Source organism: Pedobacter sp. GQ55 (genome assembly GCF_059758925.1).
Map to the genome: position 1 here is coordinate 594,893 of NZ_JCAXEI010000003.1, position 22,393 is coordinate 617,285.

Here is a 22,393-nt window from a genome sequence, read left to right on the forward strand (position 1 = left end):
TATACGCTTTATGATTACGACAGTCGTGTTTCTTTACCTGCTATCAATACCTTTTTAACTGGTATTTTACCATAAGCAATGTTTAGTGATGCTTTATTATCTTTAAAACTTACCGTGCCGAAACCCGTAGCTGTTGATAGGAAACTGGTAAAATCTCCTACTTTGGAATCCACATGTAAGGCCTTCTCTACTGCATCATAACGTACTCCGGTAAGTCCTTGTATCATTCCATAGCTAGACATTGCCCTGGCGTACCAGTGTCCGCATTCATATTCATTGAAAGGATTACGTACTCGACCATCATAGCGGTCACGACAAGCTTTTACAATATCCAGGCCCTCATTTACTTGTCCCATTAGCATCAGATGGGATGCTACCTGGTACTCAATTCCTGTCCACACTTCATTGCTGTATACAAATGGCAGAGAGAGCATCCCGCCTTTAGGCCATGAGCAGAGTAGCAATCCACCTTCGTGTCCGGCGGCATACGATGGACGCTGAGGGTTTACGTGGTCACTTAAATCTGCCTTCAGGTTGTACTTGTGAACAGATAATAAATGGCTTTTGGTCTTTTCAACATCCAACGGTTCTTCAAGTCCACACATTCTGGAGATCCACCCACCAAGAATACCATCAGACAAGCAACCGGTTCCGTACTGGTATTTTGGTCCCTCTTTCTTTAATATTTCTAATGCTTCGGCGGTATATTGTGTAGCAAAAGATTTTTCATTTACCGGATTTGGCGCATTTAACCCGGTCCACTGTATTTTTTGATTAAAATATTCTCCATTATATAACTCACTTTCCATGAACTTTTTGCCAGCGGTGTAAAGCGTTTTATATTTTGAGATGTCTTTTTTAAGAAACTGCCCCATTTTAACAATTGCATTCAGCGCTCCCAGGTAAAAACTTGTACACATACCATCAGGTCCCCAAAACTCAATATCGTAGGTGTTATGATGTGGTTCTTCCACAATTCCCTTTCTTCTGGGATCCCAGGTGTTAATTGAATAATCCATGCTCGTTTTTACCATTGGGTACATTTTTTTCAGCCACGTAGCATCGCCACTAATCCTCCATTCTCGGTATACTTTCATGATTCCCCCAAGCTGGCCATCAGCAGCGGCATGAAAATCATGTTTGGCCGGGCTTATAGGCATATTTGCTCTAAATTGCTGATGCCCTTCAAAATTTTGATTTTCACAGAACTCTGTAGTTCTAAGGCTCCTTTCCAGGGATGGAAAAAGATGAGGAATTGCCTGTGCATAATTCCAAACGTGGGTACAACTACCATGACAGCACCCGCCATCATCACCGCACCCTTCCCAGCTCCATAGACGACCATCAAATTGTCTTAATACTGTTGGCGATTTAAGGATAGTAAGGTTTGCGGCAACCGCTTCAATAACTGCCGGAGGTAAAGTGCTGGAATAAAATGCATCACGGAATATTGCTGACTTTTTTTGCAGCTCCTCATAATTGTTTTTCCAATAAGCTGCTGCCTCTTCAATTCCCTTAAATTTACTGCTATACCACGGTTTGTAGTTCCGATCATTGTAAGTTGATTTCTCTTCCAGACCGATGGCAGATGGGGTTATGCAACAATCCGCCGATTCAGCCTTTTTTGGATCAGCAACCACATCTCCAATATGAAGATCTGAATCCGGAACATACCAGGTCATCATGAGTCTGATGGTTTTTTGTTCTCCTGCGTTTAATTTAAACGGCACAAATAACGATGCACCAGGTGCATCTGAGTCAGGCTCCTGAGCCTTAACTTTACCCTCTTTAATGGTATTCCAAACCATGGTTAAAGGGTCAAACCATCCGCCCCTGAACCAACAATAATCCACAGTTGCAGGCTCACTGGTAAAAATAGCAAAATCTGTTTTTAAATGTGGTTTTTCAGTTGTTCCTTCCTGCGACAGTATGAATCCATCTGATAACTTTTTAATGGCTCCTTTTTGGCCGCCCTGCAACACAAAATTTCTTGCATTATAAGAAAAGACCGCTTCAATAGCTTCTGAAGTATTGTTTGTAAATTTATATTCTAAAGCTCCTGCTGGTAAACTTGAGTTGTCTTCGTCAGTTGGAATAAACGGACTCCATCCAATGATCTGTGTTTTTAACGGTATGTCCTTTTCTTCGAGATCAATCGTTGCAAATGGAAAACGATCTGTAAAAACCGCACTGTTAAATCTGGGTAAACCGTAGTTACTCCCGCTAGCCCCATTACCTGTACCCCGTTGACCAAACATCTTCCACTCCTCAATTGGCCCTTCCAATACCCGTGCTACCGTCTGTTTGCCTTTTACAGCAATAGCGGCAAACATATTGGGCTCATGAAATATTTCAGGCCTGTTGCGGATGGACATATGAGATATGGCTCCGCTGCCTTCTAAACAGAACATCCCCGAACCCAAACCACCAATCGGAAACGCTATTCTTCTAAGGTTTTCGTTTTTATAGCTGGTATTATAAGCTCTTTTTATATTCTTTTCATCCTGTTTTAACGACGCCTGTAAGGTTTCATTTTCCTTATCAGGATGGTCGCTTCTGGTTTCGGCCATCATTACCGATGGTATCGCAGTGAGTCCAATACCACCGATGGTTATTTTTTTTATAAATGAACGTCTGTTATCATTATTTTTCATCAGTATCAATAATTAGTGATGGTTATAATTAAATAGTTGTTTCCAGATACTTTCCTAATCTTTCATATTTTTCGTACCTCAAGTCATACAAATGAGCTAGCCTGTCATCAGGATGGTAAGTTTTATCAAATCCTTTCCCTATTGAGTTCATTGCTTCATTCACATTAGAATAGATACCTGCAACGGTTGCGGCAAACATTACAGCTCCCAGCGCACAAGTCTGTTCAGACTGGTGGACACGGATAGGCATATTCATAACATTTGCTAGCGTTTGCATTACAAATGGTGATTTCTTTGCGATACCTCCCACACCAATTAAACCCTTTATGGCAATGCCCTCAGCTTTAAACCTATTGGATATACTTTTTGAGCCAAAGCAGGTAGCTTCTACAATTGATCGGTATATGGAAGGCGCATCGCTCCCCAGGTTTATACCTGTTATCGCACCTTTCAGTAATTGATTGGCATCGGGCGTTCTGCGGCCGTTAAACCAATCAACAGACAGTTCGCTCTGATCATTAAATTCCAATGCGGCGGCGCTTTTCTCCAACTCAGCCAATAGCTGCTGAGATATATTCTCAGAAATTGCTTTCTCATTTCCGGCATCAATTCCAGCTGAAGCCGAAACTAAATGCTGTAAAGGCCATGATAAAAGATTCTTAAACCAAGCAAATGCATCCCCAAAGGCTGACTGTCCAGCCTCCATGCCTATCATTCCTGGAATAATAGATCCATCTACCTGTCCGCATATTCCTTTAACTATGGTTTCATTTATATCATTTTTTGGGGCAACCAGCATGTCACAGGTAGATGTACCAATCACTTTGCTCAGGTAGTAGGGTTCTATTTGTCCACCAACAGCTCCCATATGTGCATCTATTGCGCCAATACCCACTAAAAGATCAGTACTCAATCCAAATCGCTCAGCCCATTCTCCACTTAACCTACCGGCTGCTTTATCTGAGGTATAAACTTCCTTACCTAAAGTAGCCGAATATCCTGTTAATAGTGGATCAAGCATAGAGAAGAAGTGATCGGGAGGAAAGCCACCATGCTCTTCGGCCCATAAACCTTTATGCCCGGCAGCGCATACACTTCGCTTTATTTCCATGGCTTTTTTACCTCCGGTTAGCAGAAACGGCATCCAGTCACAATGCTCAACCCAGGTATAAGCAGCATTTCTGATCCGCTCATTTTTTCGCAGGATATGTAATAGCTTCGACCAAAACCATTCTGAGGAATAAATACCTCCGGAATATACTGTGTAGTCAGGACTATGTTTTTTCGCATGTGCATTAATTTCGGCAGCCTCTTTAACGGCAGTATGGTCTTTCCAAAGAATAAACATTGCATCTGCATCTGATTCAAATTCAGGTAGCAATGCCAGTGGAATTCCTTTATCATTTACGGCTACTGGAGTCGAGCCTGTGGTAGCGATAGATATTGCTCTGATATTTGTGGCTACAAATGCTCCTGCTTGTTTTAAACACCTTTTTATAGTGTGTTCTATCCCTTCAATATAATCGAGCGGATGTTGCCTGAATTGATTCTGACTGGCATTGCAGTAAAGTCCGTCCTTCCATCTTGGGTAGATAAACGAAGACGAGGCAATTTCGTCACCATTATGCGCATTAACAATAATGGATCTGACAGAATCTGTTCCAAAATCAACTCCTATACAATAATCTTGATTTGTCATTTTAGGCTGCTTAATGGTGCTGCAATGAAATGTTTTTAGCGTCAATCTTTTTCCCTATTCCTTTTATAGCATACCAGGCAATAAAAGCGAAACATACCATTGGTATCACAAAGGCAATAGACATCCCGAAATGATCTCCTATCAGGCCCATTACTGGCGGACAAAATGCACCGCCTGCAACTGCCATTACCAAAAATGAAGCTCCTTTTTTGGTTAAAGGCCCTAAATCATATATACCTAAAGCAAAGATTGTTGGGAACATGATCGACATAAAGAAATAAGTAAAAAATAGGGCTACTACCGAAAACCATCCTATCTCTAACAAAACTATAAATACCAGTACGGTATTAACTACAGCATATATTCCAAGAAGTTTTTGCGGCGATAAATATTTCATCATGTATGACCCTGATAATCGCCCGATCCAGAAAAGCCCCATCCCTCCAATCGCAAGAATAAGAGATGCTGCCTGCTCAGGATTTTTTGGAGTAAACACTTCACCAAACCAGCCTAAGTGCTGCATGATATCTTGAACAGGCCCTGTTACATTAGGTATGGTCTCTGTTACATAGTTAATAAAGAATGAATTAACACCGGTTTGGGCAGCTACATAAAGAAATTGTGCAATTACAGCCAATACAAAAGCGGGGTGCTTCAATAGATTACGCATCGGCGGATCTTCAGCAGTTTCGGTATCACTGGCTTCTTTCACTTCAGGAAGCTTAATGAGCATAAATACGAATGCTACAACTACAACAATTCCGCCAACCATCATATATGGCTTAACCATGGAATCGAATTTATCTACACCCGGTGTATGTTCTGTTCCAAAGATGAACAATCCACCCATCAAAGGTCCCAATATCCACCCTAAACCGTTAAAAGATTGAGAAATATTGATCCGTCTGGCTGCATATTCTTTTGGCCCAAGAATAGTTGAGTAAGGATTGGCTGCAGTCTCCAGACAAGCCAGTCCGCATGCCAGCACAAATAGAGCGAGCAGAAATGGTATAAATGCCTGTAGTTTAGCTGCCGGGTAAAAAAGAAAGGCACCAATGGCAAATAAAACCAGACCTAAAATGATTCCTTTTTGATAACCGAATCGCTTCATAAACAGCCCTGCCGGAACGGCCATAGCCAGATAACCAATGTACAATGAAAATTGTATAAAACCCGATTGTGCTTTTGATACATGTAATATATTCTGAAAATGCTTATCCAGCACATCCAACAAACCATGTGCAAAACCCCACAAAAGGAATAGGCTGCATATGAAAATAAAGGGCACGAGGTAACTCTTGCCGGTTTCTGTTCTGAACAGTGAAGTTGATTTTTTATTCATCAGATATGTGCTTAGCTGTATAATGATCCGTAAACTTGGCATGCCCTGTAATCTGAGCCTTCGATATCCATTCCAAATGAAGACCATGCTGAAGGGCGAAAGACATCGCCTGAAGCTACATTATGCATGTTTACAGGAATTCTGAGCATTGAAGCAAGGGTGATCAGATCAGCTCCAATATGCCCATAACTTATTGCTCCATGATTGGCGCCCCAGTTTGCCATCACTGAATAAACATCTTTAAAAGCACCACTTCCGTTTAAACGCGGAACAAACCAGGTTGTTGGCCAGGTACGGTCAGTACGCTCATCCAGCGTTTTATGTACATTTTCAGGTAAATCTACTGTCCAACCTTCGGCAATTTGGAGTACCGGACCAAGGCCCTTAACCAAATTTAGTCGGCACATGGTTACCGGCATCTCTCCTTTAGTAAGAAAATTGGATGAGTATCCTCCCCCACGAAAATAGTCGAGATTTGCAGGATACCAGGTGGTTGCTTTCAGACATTCCTTGGCCTCTTGTTCACCAATGCTCCAGAATGGCTTCATCACAGGTTTGCCATCTATTGTTTGTCTTCCTGTGCCATCCAAAGTTGCTGAGCCTGAGTTTATCAAATGAATAAATCCTGCCTCTGCACGTTTATTCGGTTTCCAGCCCGACACTCGTTCTACAGCTTCGGGGCTCCAGTAAGTACGTACGTCAGCAAAAATCTGTGCAGTATGGGTCAGGAGATAGTTAAATAGCATAGAAACGCCATTTAATGCATCATTTTCTGTTGCAACCATATAAGGCGCCCTTATTCCATTCCAATCGAAAGAAGAATTCAGTATAGCTTCAGGAAAATCCCCGTTAGGTAAGAAATCTGTCCATTGGCGTTGCCCCTGGAAACCAGAAACAATTGCATTATGTCCCTGGGCTTCTTCAGCATAACCGATTTTAACAAGTGCATCATTCCCAATCATCAGATCGCGAATAATAAGTGTCATCTTTATTACGAATTCCCAATCTTTGTCTTTTTCTTCTCTGGATTTCACTTTCTCAGGCCGATTGAAATCTTCTCCTTCCAGGCAGTATTTTCTGGTCCATTCCAAAGCCTTCTCGTATTCTTTCTGATCAAATATATTCTGTTGTATACGTCTTAAAACTTCAGAGGAATCTACATATTCATTGCGCATGCCCAAATAGTCCTGAAAGAAATCAGCATCCACAATTGAACCTGCAATGCCCATAGAAACTGAACCTATAGCCAGATATGACTTGCCTTTCATAATTGCAACAGCTAAACCACTTTTCGCAAAGCGAAGTAGTTTTTCTTTAACATCAACAGGAATCACAGCGTCTCCCAGGTCCTGTACGTCTGTTCCATAAATTCCAAATGCAGGCAGCCCCTTCTGGGTGTGGCCCGCTAATGTTGCTGCTAGATATACTGCGCCCGGTCTTTCTGTACCATTAAATCCCCAGATTGCTTTAGGTAATAGCGGATCCATATCCATAGTTTCTGACCCATAACACCAGCATGGCGTAACCGATAATGATACGCCTACATTACTATCTCTGAATTTTTCTGCACATGCTGCTGCTTCTTTAACTCCACCAATACAGGAATCTGCGATAACACATTCCACAGGGCTGCCATCAGGATACTTCAATTCCTGCTTAAATAACACTGCTACTGCTTTGGCCATATTCATTGTGGTATCCTCCAGGGATTCACGAATGCCTCCCAAACGGCCGTCTATTATAGGTCGAATGCCTACCTTAGGGTATTTGTTCATATTCTGATCTTTACTTGGTTAAACTTCGGATAAAGGCTGGTGAGATATTAAAGCGCCCACCAGCTATCCGAATACATGATTTTAATCTTTAAACGCCCCGGCTATCTCGTCAAGAGATACACCAAGAACCTTTACTGCAATTTCATTTAGAGCGGTTTTGTCCCCTGTAAAATGAAACACACTATGCATGTGCGTATGCTTTTCTCCCGGTTTCAGGAATGTAGGTGGCGATACACTTTCTAATTCGTAAAAAGGTCCCATTTGTGAGCCATCAGCTAAAGGCCCATCATTATAGGCATTCATGGCATCGCCGGTAAATGGATCTTTGTCTGGTGTCCATTCCTGGTTTAAGTATTTTGCTTTGTTATTTATGTCAAACATCGTGATGGTAAGCACATTCTGGTCCGCTGCATAACTACCGGCAATATTTTTAACCCTACCAGGAGGAATACCGAGTTTGCCACGTGATTTACCATCGGCTTTGAACAACAGAATTCCATTCTTGTAAGTTATACGGTCTTTAGCAATCTCTCCAAAATAATCTGTAGTAGCTACTTTACCAGCGGCACTTTCGATATATGGAATCACAATTACTGTTTTAGGCGATGGGCTAAACATGTCTAAGCTCCAGATACAAGGTGCCCCTGTTTTCTCAGTCCATTCATTAGTACCACTATTAGTGATGGTATTTTGTGTTTTAAAGGCAACAGAGCTCACTTTACCAGCCAAACTAATATTTAAAATTTTCTCGATGTTATCCTTTTCCAGAATTTCTATATCTCTTTCCAGCTTTATCTTAAGATTGGTGCCCGCATAGTTCTGCAACTCCATTTCCTTATTTAACGACGCGCGCTTTCCATCAGATTTTACCAATGTCCAGCTTTCACTGTCAATTCCTGCAGGAGTGTGCCAATTGTCGAACACCATCGAATCACCCTTTTTAAAATAAAGGGAAAATTTCCCTCCCTCCGGGCCAAGCCACAAACGGTCTTCACCACCATAAGCGTTCATATGCGGGTCCAAAGGTTTGCCAAAGGCTTTATAGTTAACCCAGCCAAAACTTTTGCCATCAAGCCCTTCGGCAGTTGAAGTAAACACCTTTGCCTGATATTTTGGCGATAAAGCAAGCTGAGCGCTTCCGTCATCATTCTTTAAAACAACTATACTGTCATTTTCATTCAAAAAGTTTAAATCGTAGCCAAACGTCCCCTTTTCAAAAACCTTCATATCATCTTGTTTTTTTGTGGTCGACTGACAAGATATGATCATCATTCCTGCCAACAATAGAGATGGAATTTTCAGTAATTTCATGTTCTGAGTTTTAAGGATTAATTTACTTCCAGTTCGTCTCTTGAAGGGAATTTCGGAAAATTACCATGAGGTTCTGTTTGGTACCAATAAGCAACAGTCATGATATCCGATTTCTGTGCCAGATACCTGCCTCCATCTCTCCATCCCAGATCCTGGATGGTTACCTTAAGGTCTTTATCAAAACGTATCGGATCCATGATATGCCACCTGTACATTCCAAATCTTTGTTGGGCTTTATAGGTCCCGTCTGGCCTGATCACCTGATGTAAACCGGCATAGGGAGTGCTGTATTCTATATATTTACCGCCTCTGTCGAAATTATAAGATCCGCAGAAATAATCCTCCGTTCCTGTTCCGGCTATGGTTGGATATTCTTTATCACCATCTAAAAAGAACTTGATCTCACCTTCTCCCCACCATCCATTGTTGTTTACACCAAGCCCCATATATAGGCCTACAAACTGTCCTTTGCCTTTTACACCATCAATTATAGTATGTACAGATGTAGTGTTAGGGTTCGATCTTCTATATTGTGCATGAAAATAAGCTTCGTCATCTGCAACTGGGGTAAGTGTGTAATTTACCTGATAATATAACCTCATATCATCTTTTGGATTAATGTTTTCAAGAGTGATTTTGCATTTCTTTCTGAAAGGCATTTTCCAGTAGCAGTTAAAAGCACTTCCCGGATTAACACTTACAGGTAGGGAATTTAATGGAGCATATTCTCCCCATCCCATTCCAAAGAATGCACCTACAGGAGCTTCAATAGAAGGTTCTTTTTCATCGTCCCAGTAAAAGCGTAAAATAGAGAACTGCCAGTTTCCCGTTGGTGTCATCCAGATCTGCTGTATGGCACCAGGACCCTCCATTTCCGCTATAGTTACGGTTTCTCCGCTTTTAACAATTATAAAAGGATTCACTTTCCAGCCAATTCCCAGATCGCGGGCTTCGTTTGCTGCGTTGGCCACATTACGTTGCCCTTTACTTTTCACTGGGTCAGCCATTCCGCCTTTACCTTTTTCTCCGGTGAAGTTCTCCGGACTGATAGACCTGGTTTTTGCATCGGATAATCGAGACAGATTACCAAGATTCATATCAAGGCCATCAAATTTCTGTGGTTTTTGCGCAACTGCCGGTAGAACGAAAATGGTTGCGATGATTAGTAATAAAAGCTTTCTCATAATTTTAAATTGCGACGTGCCTCGGCTACTTAATCCGCTTTTCACTTGAAATTGTGTACTCCAAATAGCCGAGATTTGGATTTGCTTACACGTTTAAGCTAAAAAGGATAAAAAAAAATGCTGAGCACTTCGGTTTTAAATGGTTTATAATTTGATTGTGTAATCAAACTTAAGCTTAAACGTTTAAACGAACAAATATTTTTTTATTTTTTTTCAGGGGCTGATGTAACATTCTCGTTCTAGGATGCGCACAGGCCATTAAACTAATCCTTTTTAACTTTAGCGCTTGATTGTCTTACAATTAATTTCGACGGGATACTTATCTGCGTGTTGAGGCTTTTTTTATCAGTTATGTTTTTAATTAAGATCTGAACAGCCTTTTTACCCATTTCAAGTAGTGGCTGTTCTATATAGGTTAAAGGGGAATAAAAGAAATCAAAAGCTTCACTCTCATCAAAACATACGATAGCTACGTCATCTGGAACCCTATACTGCATCTTATTTAACGATTTCAATCCTTTTAAAGTAAGCGTATTTGTAGCAAAAAATAGTGCATCCATTGCAGGATTCTGAGCAAACAGTTCACGGATACCCGCTCCTATCTCTTCCTGGTTGGCATTGAAATCAACCGTTTTGATCAACGGGGTTTTAGCTTTTAACAGTTTATTGTCCTTAATTGCATCAAGGTAGCCGCGCTTTCTATCCAGCATATGAACTAAATCTGTTTTATAAGCGACCATGCCTATGTTTGTTCTGCCTGCTTCAATTAAATGGCTCACAGCATGATAAGAAGCGTCATAATTGTTAGTCATCACATAGTTAGTATCCAGGCCTTTAAAATACCTGTCGATAAGCACTACTGGAATATTGTTTTTTAAGAGCACTTCAATTTGTTCTTGTGAATTTTCGGCCGGTGCAATGATAAAACCATCAACCTGTCTTTCTGTTAAAATATTAATCAGGTTTTGGGATTTCTCTGCATTTTCGTCCGCACTTGCAAAAATCACGGTATAGTTAAATTTCTTCGCTTCGTCTTCAACGTTTCTGGCAAGATTAGCAAAGAACGGATTGGAAATATCTGCTACAATTAATCCAAAAGTATGCGATTTTCCTGTTTTAAGGCTTTTGGCAATCTGATTAGGCTGATACCCCATTTCCACAGCTGTATCTCTTATTACCTGGGCTATTTCTTTACCAACACGTGCTTCTTTTTCCTTATTATTTAGCACGTAAGAAACCAGCGCGGTAGAAACACCCACAGTTTGTGCAATATCTTTAATGGATACCTTCTTCTTCATTGCATAAAGGTATGCTTAATCGATTAACATAAAAATATTAATTGAAACATTTACTTAATTAATTTCAGGCTTTTATCTACCCTGCCTCTTAAAAACGAAATAGATCTGTATTTTTCTTCGCTATTGTAAAGAATTTATCACGGAGCAAGATATCCGTGAAGTAAAAAGTGTGTTTTTAGCCATTTAAATGCCACTTCCGTAAAACCATCCACTGCTTTCTAAGGGAATTGTTTCATGAAATGCAAAAAAATGCTTGTTTGTTTAAACGTTTAAGCTTAAGTTTGATATACACCAATTATAAATCATTTTTTGAACCGAGATCGCTTCGGAATTTTTTTGATCTTTTTGCTTAAACGTATAAGCAAGTGTCATGGGATGCGCGCTCCCTGGAATTTCTGCTTATAGTTTAGCTGATATCATTGAAACGAGGCACTCCTACTTTTCTAACTATGGAGAACACTTACCACGCTCAATTTTTTAACCATAAACCAAATTAAATTTTTATGAAAGGTTACCAGAACACTAAAACGAGTAATCGTTATGGTGGTAATGCCAGAGTAGTATTAAAGATTTTTTTCTTTTTCTTGCTCGCAAATTATCACCCGCTGAAAGCACACGCTTTTCAGGTAAATGCAACACAACAAGCCCGGGTTATTACAGGAACTGTTAAAGATGATGCAGGCATCCCTTTACAGGGCGTAAGTGTCACGATCAAGGGAGAAACCGCAAAAACACAAACTGATGTAAACGGAAAATACAGCATCGGCTTACAAAGCTCTGGTTCTCATCTCATCTTCTCTTACATTGGGATGGAAACCCGCGAAATTCCCATTGGCTCTGGAAATGTTTACAATGTTACCCTACAGGATGACAGTAAAACATTGGAAGAAGTATCTATCTCTACCGGATACATGACGCAAAAGAAGGCAGACCTAACCGGAGCCATCAGCGTAATCTCAAGAGACGACTTTGCTAAAAATCCAAGTGCTAATGTCATGAGATCTTTGCAGGGAAAGGTTCCTGGCGTTTTTATTACAACAGATGGGAATCCCGCAGAAAATGTTGGAATTCAGGTTCGTGGGGTTACCTCTATGAACTCCTCTCCTGCCCTGATTGTGTTGGATGGTCAGCCTGTTACCATTAATCTGAGAGACATTAATCCAAATGACATTGAATCAATGCAGGTATTAAAAGATGCAGCATCGGCTTCAATCTACGGTTCCCGTGCTGCAGGTGGTGTTATTCTCATCAATACAAAAAAAGGCAGAAAGGGTGATCAAACAAAAATAACACTCGACAGTTACGTTGGTGCTTCAAAAATAACGGGAGTTCCGGATATGCTTAATGCAGTGCAATATGGCCAGGGTTTATGGCAGGCAACCGTTAATGATGGCGACGATCCGGGTCCAGGTAACATACGTATTTATAACTACGACTGGAATCGGGATGCCAACGGAGTTCCTGTACTAAACAAGGTCACTCCCATAGAATGGTTAAATGCAGATCATACTATGCCTTCGTCGGATACGGATTGGTTTAAAGAAGGCACCAGAACTGGTTATCAGCAAAATCATCAGTTAACTATATCCAGCTCAAGCGAAAGATCAACCAGTCTTTTCTCTTTAAATTACTATGATAATAATGGCACACAGGTTACTTCAAATTTCAAACGTTATTCAGCGCGTTTCAATAATGATTATGACCTGTTAAAGGGCAAACTAACTATAGGCGAAAATTTTGCATTATCGAAACTTGCAATTCATGATGTGAACAGTACTTATGGATTTTTGGTGATGCCTCCAAACATTCCGGTTTATGATCTTAATGGAGGCTGGGGCGGCGTGGCCATGCCTCTTGGTATGGACGACTTTAATAACCCTGTTAGAGACCTGTTGATAAGAAAAGACAACAGGAACAACTATCTAAAAGCACTGGGAACTGTCTATGCAAATCTGAAGATCCTGCCTAATCTCGCACTTAAAACCCAATTTGGTGTAGACTATACGATGGAGTACGACAGAACCATTGATCCTAAATGGGTTGAGGCCGGAGGAAAAAGTAATACCATAAACAAGGTGTTTCAAAATAACACACATGACCTTGGAACTACCTGGACAAATACATTGACCTATAACCTTAAGCTTGGCGAACATACAGTGGATATGCTTGGCGGTTTGGAAGCGTACAAACTTTTACAGGAAAATTTTCAGGGTAACCGAGATGGACTGCTATTAGAAAATAGAGATTACGCTTACCTTGGTACAGCAACGGGTGATAGCAAAGGCCTGTTAGGCGGAGGTAATGAAAGAAAGCTCTTCTCTTACTTTGGAAAGATCAACTATGCATATGCGTCTAAATATTTGTTTTCCGCGACTATTCGCCGTGACGGTTCTTCTGTATTTGGAGAAAACAATAAATACGGTTTCTTTCCTGCCTTCTCCGCCGGCTGGAGAATCAAGAACGAATCCTTCTTAAAGGATGTTAACGCTATTTCAGATTTGAAACTAAGGGCAAGCTGGGGCCAAAACGGTAATTCTGCACCACTCGCCTCAGCATTACTGGTAAACATTTATGGTGTTAACGTTGATGGGACTTCTTATCCGATAGCCGGTAATCCAACCGGTGGTATCCCATCAGGATACCTCAGAAGAAGTCTGGGAAACCAGGATTTAAAATGGGAAACCACTACCCAAACAAACATAGGTGTTGATTTTGCTTTCTTAAACAATCGCCTTACAGGGTCCTTAGATTGGTTTAATAAGAAAACAACTGACATGCTCTTTCAACCACCATATATCGCAGCTTTGGGCGAAGGTGGATATCGATGGATCAATGCCGCAGATATGACCAACAAAGGTTTCGAATTGATACTTGGCTGGAATGACACTAAAGGCGATTTTTCTTATCACATCACCACTAATTTTTCGGCGTATAAAAACAAAATCACAGATCTGCCTTCAAGTGTAAGATTTGCCTATGGAGGTAACGGATTGTTAGACGACGTTATCGGACGGCCACTTAATTCATTTTATGGCTTAGTTGCAGACGGCATTTTTAAAACGCAGGAAGAAGTTGATAATTCCGCTCAACAGCCAGGAAAAGGTATTGGAAGGATCAGGTATAAAGATCTGGATGGAGACGGTGTAATTAATGAAGCCTATGACCGTACCTGGATAGGCGTTCGAGATCCCAATTTAATGGCTGGTCTAAATCTTCAGGCTTCCTATAAAAATTTCGATTTTACGGCCTTTTTTCAGGGTGTTTTTGGCAATGATGTTTATAACTCATGGAAAGAGCTTAGTGATTTCTGGAACATAGGTGTTCAGAACGACAGAAATCACCCACTCCGCGTGTTGGATGCCTGGACCCCTTTAAATCCTAATTCAGACATCCCAGCATTGTCACGTCGCGACTCAAATGGTGAAAAAAGATTATCTACTTACTTTATCGAGCCAGGATCTTACGTTAAGCTAAGAAGTGCTGATTTAGGCTATACATTTCCTTCCAAAATTACCCAGAAGATCAGCATAGAAAGATTAAGATTATACATTTCTGCTCAAAATCTTTTTACCGTTAAAAGTGGCAAGTTCACCGCAGGAGATCCTGAAAATCCAGGCACGGGCTATCCAATGCCACTTACTACTTATTTAGGTATTAACGTAACATTTTAAAACGTACGAAAATGAAAAAATATAAAATAATTATAGCACTCCTTGGAATGATCCTATTCTTTGGGTGCAAAAAGTACCTCGATGTATCAACTAAAGGTGCTTTAACTGAAGAACAGGTTTCCAATCCGGAACAACTGGAAAATTTTGTAACGGCAGCGTACGCCTATATGCCGAATCTGGGATATCCAGATACGCATGCCCCATGGATAGCAAGTCTTCGCTCAGACGATGCCTACAAAGGTGGCGGTGGTTTAAGTGATCAAACTCCATGGTACGAAATGGAGATTTTTTCAGCCGTAACGCCAAACGTCGGAAACAATGATGGGCCATGGTATCAGGGTTACTGTGCCATCAGCCGTGCCAATGGTGCGCTGCGCCTGTTAGGTAAATTTGACGAAACTCAGTTTACAGCCAAAGAACAACGTATTGCAGAAATGAAATTTCTAAGAGGCTGGATCTATCTGGGGATGAAATTAAGATGGAATTATGTACCATGGATAGATGAAACTGTACCAACAGATGCGGCAGTTGTTGCAGCAATTTCAAACCGGCCTAAAGGTTCTGTAAACGACCTTGAATTATGGGATAAGATCATCAAGGATCTGGAAGATGCCGCTAATGTATTACCCGAAACTCAGGCAGAAAAGGGCCGTCCTACTAAGTTTGCAGCTCATGCCCTTGCCGCTAAAGCTTTATTATTTAGAGCATATGAAAAAAATGACAGGCACGAGGTAACCAATATCAACAAAGAAACTTTAAACAAATCCTTGGCACATATTAATGAAATAACCGCAAGAGATGGATCACAGTATGATCTGACCCCGGATTTTGCAGAGAATTTTATGATTGAATATGATAACAATACCAAGGAGTCTCTTTGGGAAATTCAATATTCTTTAGACGATGGAACAACCAATGGAAGGGTAAACTGGGGCGATCAGCTGAATGCACCCTGGTGGTCTCCGTATTTTGGCTGCTGCGATTTTCATAAAATCTCTCACAACATGATAAATGCTTTTAAAACTGATGGAACCGGGTTACCTGACTTCGACAATTACAACAATACCGAATTGGGCGGACAGCTTTATAAACAGTATTTCAAGGATCATGCTTTTGACCCACGAATGGGCCATACTGTGGCGATACCCGGCTATCCCTGGAAATATGACAACAAACTTATGTTTGATGAATCAGGGTCACGTGCCCCATTTCAGTACGGATACTTCAACTCTATGAAGGAACAGGTCCGTCCTGATTGTAACTGCATGTTCAAGCCTTTTTATGTTCAAAATTCAATGAACAAGAAAGAAATCCGTTATGCAGAAGTATTACTTTGGAAAGCCGAAATCTTAATCCAACTGGATAGAGCTGATGAGGCCCTCCCCATCATAAACAGGATAAGGGCGCGTGCAGCAAATAGTCTTGGCCGTTTAAAGAAAGACGATGGGAGTTTGTGGATGAATTATAAAGTAGAGCAATATAAACCCGGGGTAAACTGTACCTGGACCAAAGATTTTGCATGGAAAGCTTTAATGTGGGAAGACAGGTTAGAGTTAGCTGGCGAAGGACGACGGTTTTACGACCTCATGCGTTGGGGACAGTTAAGTACAGTAATGAACACCTACATTGAAAAAGAGAAAAAACGGTTTGATTGGTTTAATCTGGCGCATTTTACTGCTGGCCGGGATGAATTCCTACCCATTCCTCAGCCTCAAATGAACTACTCTCAAGGAAGTTATGTACAGAATCCAGGATATTAAAATCTATACAGCGATGAAAAAAATTATTTATATGTGTTATCTCCCTTTGATTTTTCTGTTTACCGGCTGTAAGAAAGGGCCGGTTATTGAAAGCAAAGCTGGAGTGAGTTTACCTATGGTAACCAACCTTCAATTACAAAAAACAGCTGAAAAGGAAGTAAAGTTAACCTGGGGCATTCCGTCCTCGGTTTCAGATCAAATTGTTCAGCCTTTAAATATATTTGTTGAGGTAAACGAGGTGATAAGTGTTACAAAAACAGTTTCGGTATTCTCTACCACACTTGCTAATGCACCAACAGAGTTTGTATACCAATTGCCTGATGCAGCAAAAACCTACCACCTTACGGTAAAGCTGATGGGAAATACAAAAGTTGTTGACAAGAACTATTCAAGTCAGATTTATTCACTTGGACAGACGGTAGTTTATACAAAATAAACTAAAGAAGATTAACACCCGATACTGGTTTGGTACTATTTTGTTCAAATAAGTCTTCGTTTAGAGGCTGATTTTTAAAGAATGAACAAATGGTACCAAACCGCGTATCATCTCTAAAACAGTTAAACTAAACATACTTCTATTTCAATTGGGGCGTTTATTTTGATAAAATAATAACATTTTACGATATTAGATTAATCATTTATCGAAAAAAATAAAACACAATCGTTTAAAATTTACCAAAAACAGTACCTATTATGAAAAAAATCGCCCTATTACTTTCATTGTCGTGTGCCAGCATTGTTGGCTATGCGCAAGACACCCCCGCTACCGATACGACTAAAACCTGGACCATTCATGGGGAGAATACTTTCTTAATCAATCAGAGCTCATTTTCAAATTGGGCTGCAGGAGGTGTAAATTCGATTGCAGGAAATCTCGTTTTTAACTACGACTTTAACTATAAAAAGAATAAATGGAGCTGGGATAACAAAGCAATCGCCGGATTTGGTCTGAGTAAGCAAGACGATATTGGCGTTCGTAAAAATGACGACAGACTTATCCTGAACAGTTTGCTTGGTTATAAAGCATCCAAATATTGGATGTATACCTTTTATGCGAATTTCCAAACGCAATTTGCTAAAGGATACAGATATGAAGGAGATAAAAAAGAAGTCATCTCAGATTTATTTGCTCCGGCTTACCTAACTTTAGGACCTGGTTTCGCTTACAAACGCGATGATAATTTCAGGGTCAACATCTCTCCTTTTGCTTCCCGTTTTGTTTTTGTAAGGAACAGGAACTTAGCTGAATCCTTCGGAAATGATCCAATGAAAAGACTACGTTATGAGTTTGGTGCTTCATTAGATGCGTATTACAAAATAAATCTTGTAGAAAACATCAGTTTAGAGAATATCCTGAAATTATACTCTAACTACCTCGATAAACCACAAAACATTTATACAGATTATACTGCCAACCTTTTCATGAAGGTAAATAAGTTTGTAACCGTAAACGCCGGGGTGCAATTGCTTTATGACGACAAGACAGCAATACCTGTTTTCGATGATAATGGAGCAAAGCTTGATGGTCCAGGCAAAAGAGCTTTACAGGTTAAACAGATTTTTGGAGCTGGCTTTACCTATAAGTTCTAGATACCTCTTCACACATTCTATACACACCCTTCACACCAAACCCTTTTTTGAAGGATGTGTATAGAATGTGTGAACTTGGCATAAGCAACTAGTAAGATATTGGAGCAGGTTGCTTAGATTTAAGATCAATAATAGTCCTGTTAATGTATGGAATCAATGCTATTATAAGGATTACAAGAACCAATATACCACTTATAAATGTATAGTAATCTATTGCCGATCTCAATTGAGCCTGAGTTTCTATGGATCTGGCAAGCAATCCCTGAGCAATTTTAGAAGCCTGACCTGTAGAAACTCCCTTTGCAACTAATCCTCTTTTATACAATTCAAGTTTTTCCACCGCTACCGGATTTAAAAAAGTGATATGCTCCTGAAAACGGTTTATGTGATTGGTTTTATTATAAAGCTGGTAAAAGTTAATCAAGGCGATACTACTGCAAAAGCCTAAAAAGCGAAAGAACACTCCAACAGCTGAGGCCGTGCCACCCAAACGCTCAGGAACCGAGGAAACCGCAAAAACAATTACAGGAGTCATTAACATCCCTGCTCCCATTCCCTGAACAATTAATGGAATAATAAAAGTTGAAGCATCTGCCTGTGTGTTAAAAAGGAAGATCATCCAGATATGAAATATCAACAACAAGCCAAAACCGTACATCCAGATCAACCTCATTGGCCTTTTTAAGATTAAAAGTCTGGAAGAGATTAAAATGCTGACCACTATTCCCACAATATTGGCCGCCATGATATAGCCGATATGAATTGGATCCATCCCTAAAACAGTAGCAAAGTATAGGTTTGTAACGTTCAGTGCACCACGAACAATATAAAGCACAAAGATTAAAAACACCCCAACAACATAGTTTCTGTATTTAAACACTTCCATGTTCTGGCTAGGTCTCTTTAAATTGAGCTGCCTTAAAATATGGATGAGCAGCAGTACCAATATTGCGCCGCAACTTCTAACTATGCGCTTATCCTGCAGCCAATAGTATTGTTGTCCGTATGCCAGCACATAGCCAATAAGGCATAAGATTAGTGCATAGATCACAAAACTGGCCCAATCTACCTGATAAAGTGGAATCTTACGGTTTAAACGAACCGTATTCATGATAGACAGCAGCAAAATAGCGCCTGGTAAATAGCAAAATATGATCGCTTTATATAAGAAATTATAATCGTAGGCATCCACAATTGGTGCAGTAAGCAGCATAGATATCGGACTTATACACAGCAGCATTCCATAGAAAATAGAATAGCCGATTTCTCTTGTTCTTTCGCTCTGGATCCTGCTAAATATTAGCGTAATGCAGATACTTGTAGTACCGCAATTGGCCATTCCCTGTATAAACCTGAATATAAAAAGCGTATGTAAATTATGCGTGTTATAGCAAATGTATGAAGTAACAATTTGCAATATAATCCCTACAAGAAAATACTCTTTAGTGGCCAGGTACACAAAAAAACGTCTTTCTAAGGCAAAAAAACTGGCAACTGCTACATAAAATATGATCATTGAATATTGAACATCAGCAGGTTCAATGCCGTAATAACCGGCTGCAGCGTTTGGATTGGCCGTGGATAAACCAAAAAGTAGCAGACAGGGTAAAATAACAATGAATATAGTACCTCTGATCAACCATTCAGGAGCCCAGCTTTTAAATACCGGTTTTACCGCGATCATTGGTTTTTAGTAATTATAACAATAGCATTCATACCTGCCTTTAGCTTATCAGTTATATTCTTATCGTCGTCTAACTTAATTTTAACCGGGATACGCTGCACCACTTTTACAAAATTACCTGTAGAGTTATCGGGGGGCAGTAAAGAGAACCTTGCTCCTGTTGCCGGAGATAAGGAAACAATCGTCCCCTGAAATTCCTCACCCGGATAGGCATCAGTTTCAATAACCGCATGGCCATTTAGTTTCATGGTCGAAATTTGGGTTTCTTTAAAATTGGCAATAACCCATTTGCCCGCTTCCTGATCTACAATAAATGCCAGTGTTTGTCCGGCCTGGATCAGCTGACCTTCCTGTATGGTTCTTCTTCCCATCTTTCCATCGTACGGGGCCGTAATTACCGTATAGCCTACATCAAGCTTATTCCTATCCAATAATGCCTCTCTACGCTTTATTTCAGCCAGATATACGTCTCTTTGAGACCTAATGTCATTAACTTTCGATGCCGAAGTTTCATAGCCGTTTAGTGCCGATCTGTATTCTGCATCTGCTACATCCAGCGCAGCCTTGCTGTTTTCCAGTTGCTGAAGCGTTGCAGATTCTACTTTAAAAAGCTTTGAATAACGGTCATAATCCTGCTGTTGCTTTAAAAGTTTAGCTTTTGCAGAAGCGATCTGAGATTTCATAACACGTGCTGCTTTAGTTGTGGTTAGCTCATTGCTTTCCATTACTTTAATCTGAGCCTGTGCATTTAACAAAGCCGCTTCGGCTTCTTGCTGACCAAGTTTATACTCACTATTGTCGATAACAAGCAAGGTGTCGCCTTTCTTTACATCCTGATTTTCTTCGTATTTAATTGTCCTTATGTAGCCTGTTACTCTTGAAGTTATAGGGTTTATATATTCTTCTACTTGTGCATCATTGGTTTCTTCATATTTATAAAGGTCCAGTATGGAAATTGCTCCCCAGATCATTAAACCAAGAACAATAACGCCTGCAATCCAGGCCGTGATTTTGGTGATTAGCTGATCGGTACTCGTATAATTTTTCTTTTTTGTTCGCATTTTAAAGGTTGCCTATTGCTTTTTGTAATTGGAAATATTGTAATTGTGCCGCTATCTGTGATGCTGCAAGGTCAAATCTGGTTTGGAGCAATTGTGTATCAGCATCTAAAAGATCCGTTAGCAGTGATAACTGGTTAAAATAAGTGTTGTTAACGATCCTCAGGTTTTCTGTAGCCTGCTTTATGTTCTGTTTTGCCACATCAATCCGTGTAATGGCTTCTTTGTACCTTAAATAGGCTTCGTTAACTTCCTGTCTGACTTTATCTGTTGTTGCCTCATGTTCAACCTCTCTTCGTCGAAATGCTAGTTCAGCTGCCTTAGTTTTGTGCTTATTGTGGTAAAATGCTGAGATTGGGAAGCTTGCTTTTATACCACTCAGACCAACACCATACATTGCAATGGAATAAGGATAAAACTGAATTTGTGGGTAGGAATAAGTATAATTTGCAAACAGCCCCACTTTAAAAGATACGTTTGCTTTTACTTTTTTCAGTTCCAGCTTGTTCAATTCGGTTTCTTTCTCAGAGATCTTTAGCTCATAAGAATGTGTTATGGCCTCATCCAGATATTCAGGATAAGTTTTAATAGCTAAACTAGTGTTGCTTAGCGAGTCGGGTAATATCTTAAAATCATCCTGCTCACCAATCAGTATTGCCAGCTTTTGGTTGGCTATATTGATGTCGTTATCAATCTGTATCAGCGACATCTTTTGGCGCGACAACTTAAGCTCAGCTCTTAGCACATCGCTTTTTAAGATCACTCCATTTTTAAGGAGTTGTCTGATCTCTGCTAACTGCTTTTCCTGATCGCTTATATCCTTTAACAACAAGACTTTAAAGATTCTATTCCTTTGCAGATCAAGGTAATATGCAGCTGCTTTTAATTTAATTTCGGAGGTAGTTAGGTTTAACTGTTCTACTGAAAGGCTCTTTTTTTCCTTCTCTTCCCTAATCTTCAGATTGGTTTTATTCCCATTGTAAAGGTTAAGGTATGCGTTGCCACCAAAACTATACGCGGTATGAACTACTTCAAATTGTGAAGGGGTATGAAACAGACCATTATCGTAAATGGGCATGTTGCTAACCCTTGCATACTCCCCTTCGGCCTCAATATCAGGTAGTCGTTCTGCTTTTGCATCTTTTATAGCCTCTTCAGATTCGTTGAGTTTTAGGCCCTGCATCTTGATAGCCTTGCTATTTGTTTCTGCTTTACCCCAGACTTCAGTTAATGATAAATGACGTGCCGATGGTTCTTGTTGTGCTAACGTAGTGCTTGAAACGAGGATGGAGAGCAAGATAAGAGCATAATGTTTTTTATTGGAATACATATAGTTTAATAGAATGCACAAAGTTAGCCATATGATA

At 40.2% G+C, this 22,393-nt stretch carries 14 protein-coding genes; 4 read left to right on the plus strand and 10 right to left on the minus strand.

Features of this window, described 5'->3' with window-relative positions:
- Positions 1-14: 14 nt before the first annotated feature.
- From AC6CH7_RS11505 to AC6CH7_RS11535, 7 genes are all read right to left on the minus strand, one after another.
- Positions 15-2,654, minus strand: coding sequence for a GH116 family glycosyl hydrolase (locus AC6CH7_RS11505; protein WP_498262842.1), 2,640 nt, complete (start codon positions 2,652-2,654; stop codon positions 15-17).
- A gap of 28 nt (positions 2,655-2,682) precedes the next feature.
- Positions 2,683-4,353 (minus strand): ribulokinase, encoded by a 1,671-nt coding sequence (locus tag AC6CH7_RS11510; protein WP_498262843.1) that lies wholly within the window; start codon positions 4,351-4,353, stop codon positions 2,683-2,685.
- 10 nt (positions 4,354-4,363) lie between these two features.
- Positions 4,364-5,695 (minus strand): L-fucose:H+ symporter permease, encoded by a 1,332-nt coding sequence (fucP, locus tag AC6CH7_RS11515; protein WP_498262844.1) that lies wholly within the window; start codon positions 5,693-5,695, stop codon positions 4,364-4,366.
- Between the two features lie 11 nt (positions 5,696-5,706).
- Positions 5,707-7,470, minus strand: coding sequence for an L-fucose isomerase (locus tag AC6CH7_RS11520; protein ID WP_498262845.1), 1,764 nt, complete (start codon positions 7,468-7,470; stop codon positions 5,707-5,709).
- A gap of 81 nt (positions 7,471-7,551) precedes the next feature.
- Entirely contained in the window at positions 7,552-8,781 is a 1,230-nt protein-coding gene (locus tag AC6CH7_RS11525; protein WP_498262846.1) for a DUF6786 family protein, read from the minus strand.
- 17 nt (positions 8,782-8,798) lie between these two features.
- Positions 8,799-9,965 (minus strand): glycoside hydrolase family 172 protein, encoded by a 1,167-nt coding sequence (locus AC6CH7_RS11530; RefSeq protein WP_498262847.1) that lies wholly within the window; start codon positions 9,963-9,965, stop codon positions 8,799-8,801.
- A gap of 263 nt (positions 9,966-10,228) precedes the next feature.
- Positions 10,229-11,263, minus strand: a complete 1,035-nt coding sequence (locus tag AC6CH7_RS11535; protein ID WP_498262848.1) for a LacI family DNA-binding transcriptional regulator — start codon at positions 11,261-11,263, stop codon at positions 10,229-10,231.
- Positions 11,264-11,766: 503 nt separating this feature from the next.
- On the opposite strand from AC6CH7_RS11535, the gene AC6CH7_RS11540 reads away from it, so the two are divergent.
- The 4 genes from AC6CH7_RS11540 (at position 11,767) to AC6CH7_RS11555 (ending at position 18,284) form a co-directional block, all read left to right on the plus strand.
- A complete protein-coding gene (locus AC6CH7_RS11540) occupies positions 11,767-14,934 on the plus strand; it encodes a SusC/RagA family TonB-linked outer membrane protein (protein ID WP_498262849.1) in 3,168 nt (1,055 codons plus the stop codon).
- Between the two features lie 11 nt (positions 14,935-14,945).
- Positions 14,946-16,694 (plus strand): RagB/SusD family nutrient uptake outer membrane protein, encoded by a 1,749-nt coding sequence (locus tag AC6CH7_RS11545; RefSeq protein WP_498262850.1) that lies wholly within the window; start codon positions 14,946-14,948, stop codon positions 16,692-16,694.
- A 13-nt stretch (positions 16,695-16,707) separates the two neighbouring features.
- Complete coding sequence (locus AC6CH7_RS11550; RefSeq protein WP_498262851.1) at positions 16,708-17,130, plus strand: DUF4945 domain-containing protein; 423 nt, start codon at positions 16,708-16,710, stop codon at positions 17,128-17,130.
- A gap of 257 nt (positions 17,131-17,387) precedes the next feature.
- On the plus strand, positions 17,388-18,284 hold the full coding sequence (locus AC6CH7_RS11555) for a DUF3078 domain-containing protein (RefSeq protein WP_498262852.1): 897 nt from the start codon (positions 17,388-17,390) through the stop codon (positions 18,282-18,284).
- 88 nt (positions 18,285-18,372) lie between these two features.
- Here AC6CH7_RS11555 and AC6CH7_RS11560 read toward each other — a convergent pair whose 3' ends face one another.
- The 3 genes from AC6CH7_RS11560 to AC6CH7_RS11570 are packed head-to-tail and all read right to left on the minus strand — an operon-like array spanning position 18,373 to position 22,356.
- Positions 18,373-19,968: an MFS transporter gene (locus AC6CH7_RS11560; RefSeq protein WP_498262853.1), complete on the minus strand. Its 1,596-nt coding sequence runs from the start codon at positions 19,966-19,968 to the stop codon at positions 18,373-18,375.
- Entirely contained in the window at positions 19,965-21,029 is a 1,065-nt protein-coding gene (locus tag AC6CH7_RS11565) for an HlyD family secretion protein (RefSeq protein ID WP_498262854.1), read from the minus strand. The genes AC6CH7_RS11560 and AC6CH7_RS11565 overlap by 4 nt, the downstream gene beginning before the upstream one ends.
- A 1-nt stretch (position 21,030) precedes the next feature.
- Complete coding sequence (locus AC6CH7_RS11570) at positions 21,031-22,356, minus strand: TolC family protein (RefSeq protein ID WP_498262855.1); 1,326 nt, start codon at positions 22,354-22,356, stop codon at positions 21,031-21,033.
- Positions 22,357-22,393 lie beyond the last annotated feature (37 nt).

Coding starts and splice junctions, on each gene's coding strand:
- AC6CH7_RS11505 (WP_498262842.1), bottom strand. CDS start 2,654: ATGAAAAATAATGATAACAGACGTTCATTTATAAAAAAAATAACCATC.
- AC6CH7_RS11510 (WP_498262843.1), bottom strand. CDS start 4,353: ATGACAAATCAAGATTATTGTATAGGAGTTGATTTTGGAACAGATTCT.
- fucP (WP_498262844.1), bottom strand. CDS start 5,695: ATGAATAAAAAATCAACTTCACTGTTCAGAACAGAAACCGGCAAGAGT.
- AC6CH7_RS11520 (WP_498262845.1), bottom strand. CDS start 7,470: ATGAACAAATACCCTAAGGTAGGCATTCGACCTATAATAGACGGCCGT.
- AC6CH7_RS11525 (WP_498262846.1), bottom strand. CDS start 8,781: ATGAAATTACTGAAAATTCCATCTCTATTGTTGGCAGGAATGATGATC.
- AC6CH7_RS11530 (WP_498262847.1), bottom strand. CDS start 9,965: ATGAGAAAGCTTTTATTACTAATCATCGCAACCATTTTCGTTCTACCG.
- AC6CH7_RS11535 (WP_498262848.1), bottom strand. CDS start 11,263: ATGAAGAAGAAGGTATCCATTAAAGATATTGCACAAACTGTGGGTGTT.
- AC6CH7_RS11540 (WP_498262849.1), top strand. CDS start 11,767: ATGAAAGGTTACCAGAACACTAAAACGAGTAATCGTTATGGTGGTAAT.
- AC6CH7_RS11545 (WP_498262850.1), top strand. CDS start 14,946: ATGAAAAAATATAAAATAATTATAGCACTCCTTGGAATGATCCTATTC.
- AC6CH7_RS11550 (WP_498262851.1), top strand. CDS start 16,708: ATGAAAAAAATTATTTATATGTGTTATCTCCCTTTGATTTTTCTGTTT.
- AC6CH7_RS11555 (WP_498262852.1), top strand. CDS start 17,388: ATGAAAAAAATCGCCCTATTACTTTCATTGTCGTGTGCCAGCATTGTT.
- AC6CH7_RS11560 (WP_498262853.1), bottom strand. CDS start 19,968: ATGATCGCGGTAAAACCGGTATTTAAAAGCTGGGCTCCTGAATGGTTG.
- AC6CH7_RS11565 (WP_498262854.1), bottom strand. CDS start 21,029: ATGCGAACAAAAAAGAAAAATTATACGAGTACCGATCAGCTAATCACC.
- AC6CH7_RS11570 (WP_498262855.1), bottom strand. CDS start 22,356: ATGTATTCCAATAAAAAACATTATGCTCTTATCTTGCTCTCCATCCTC.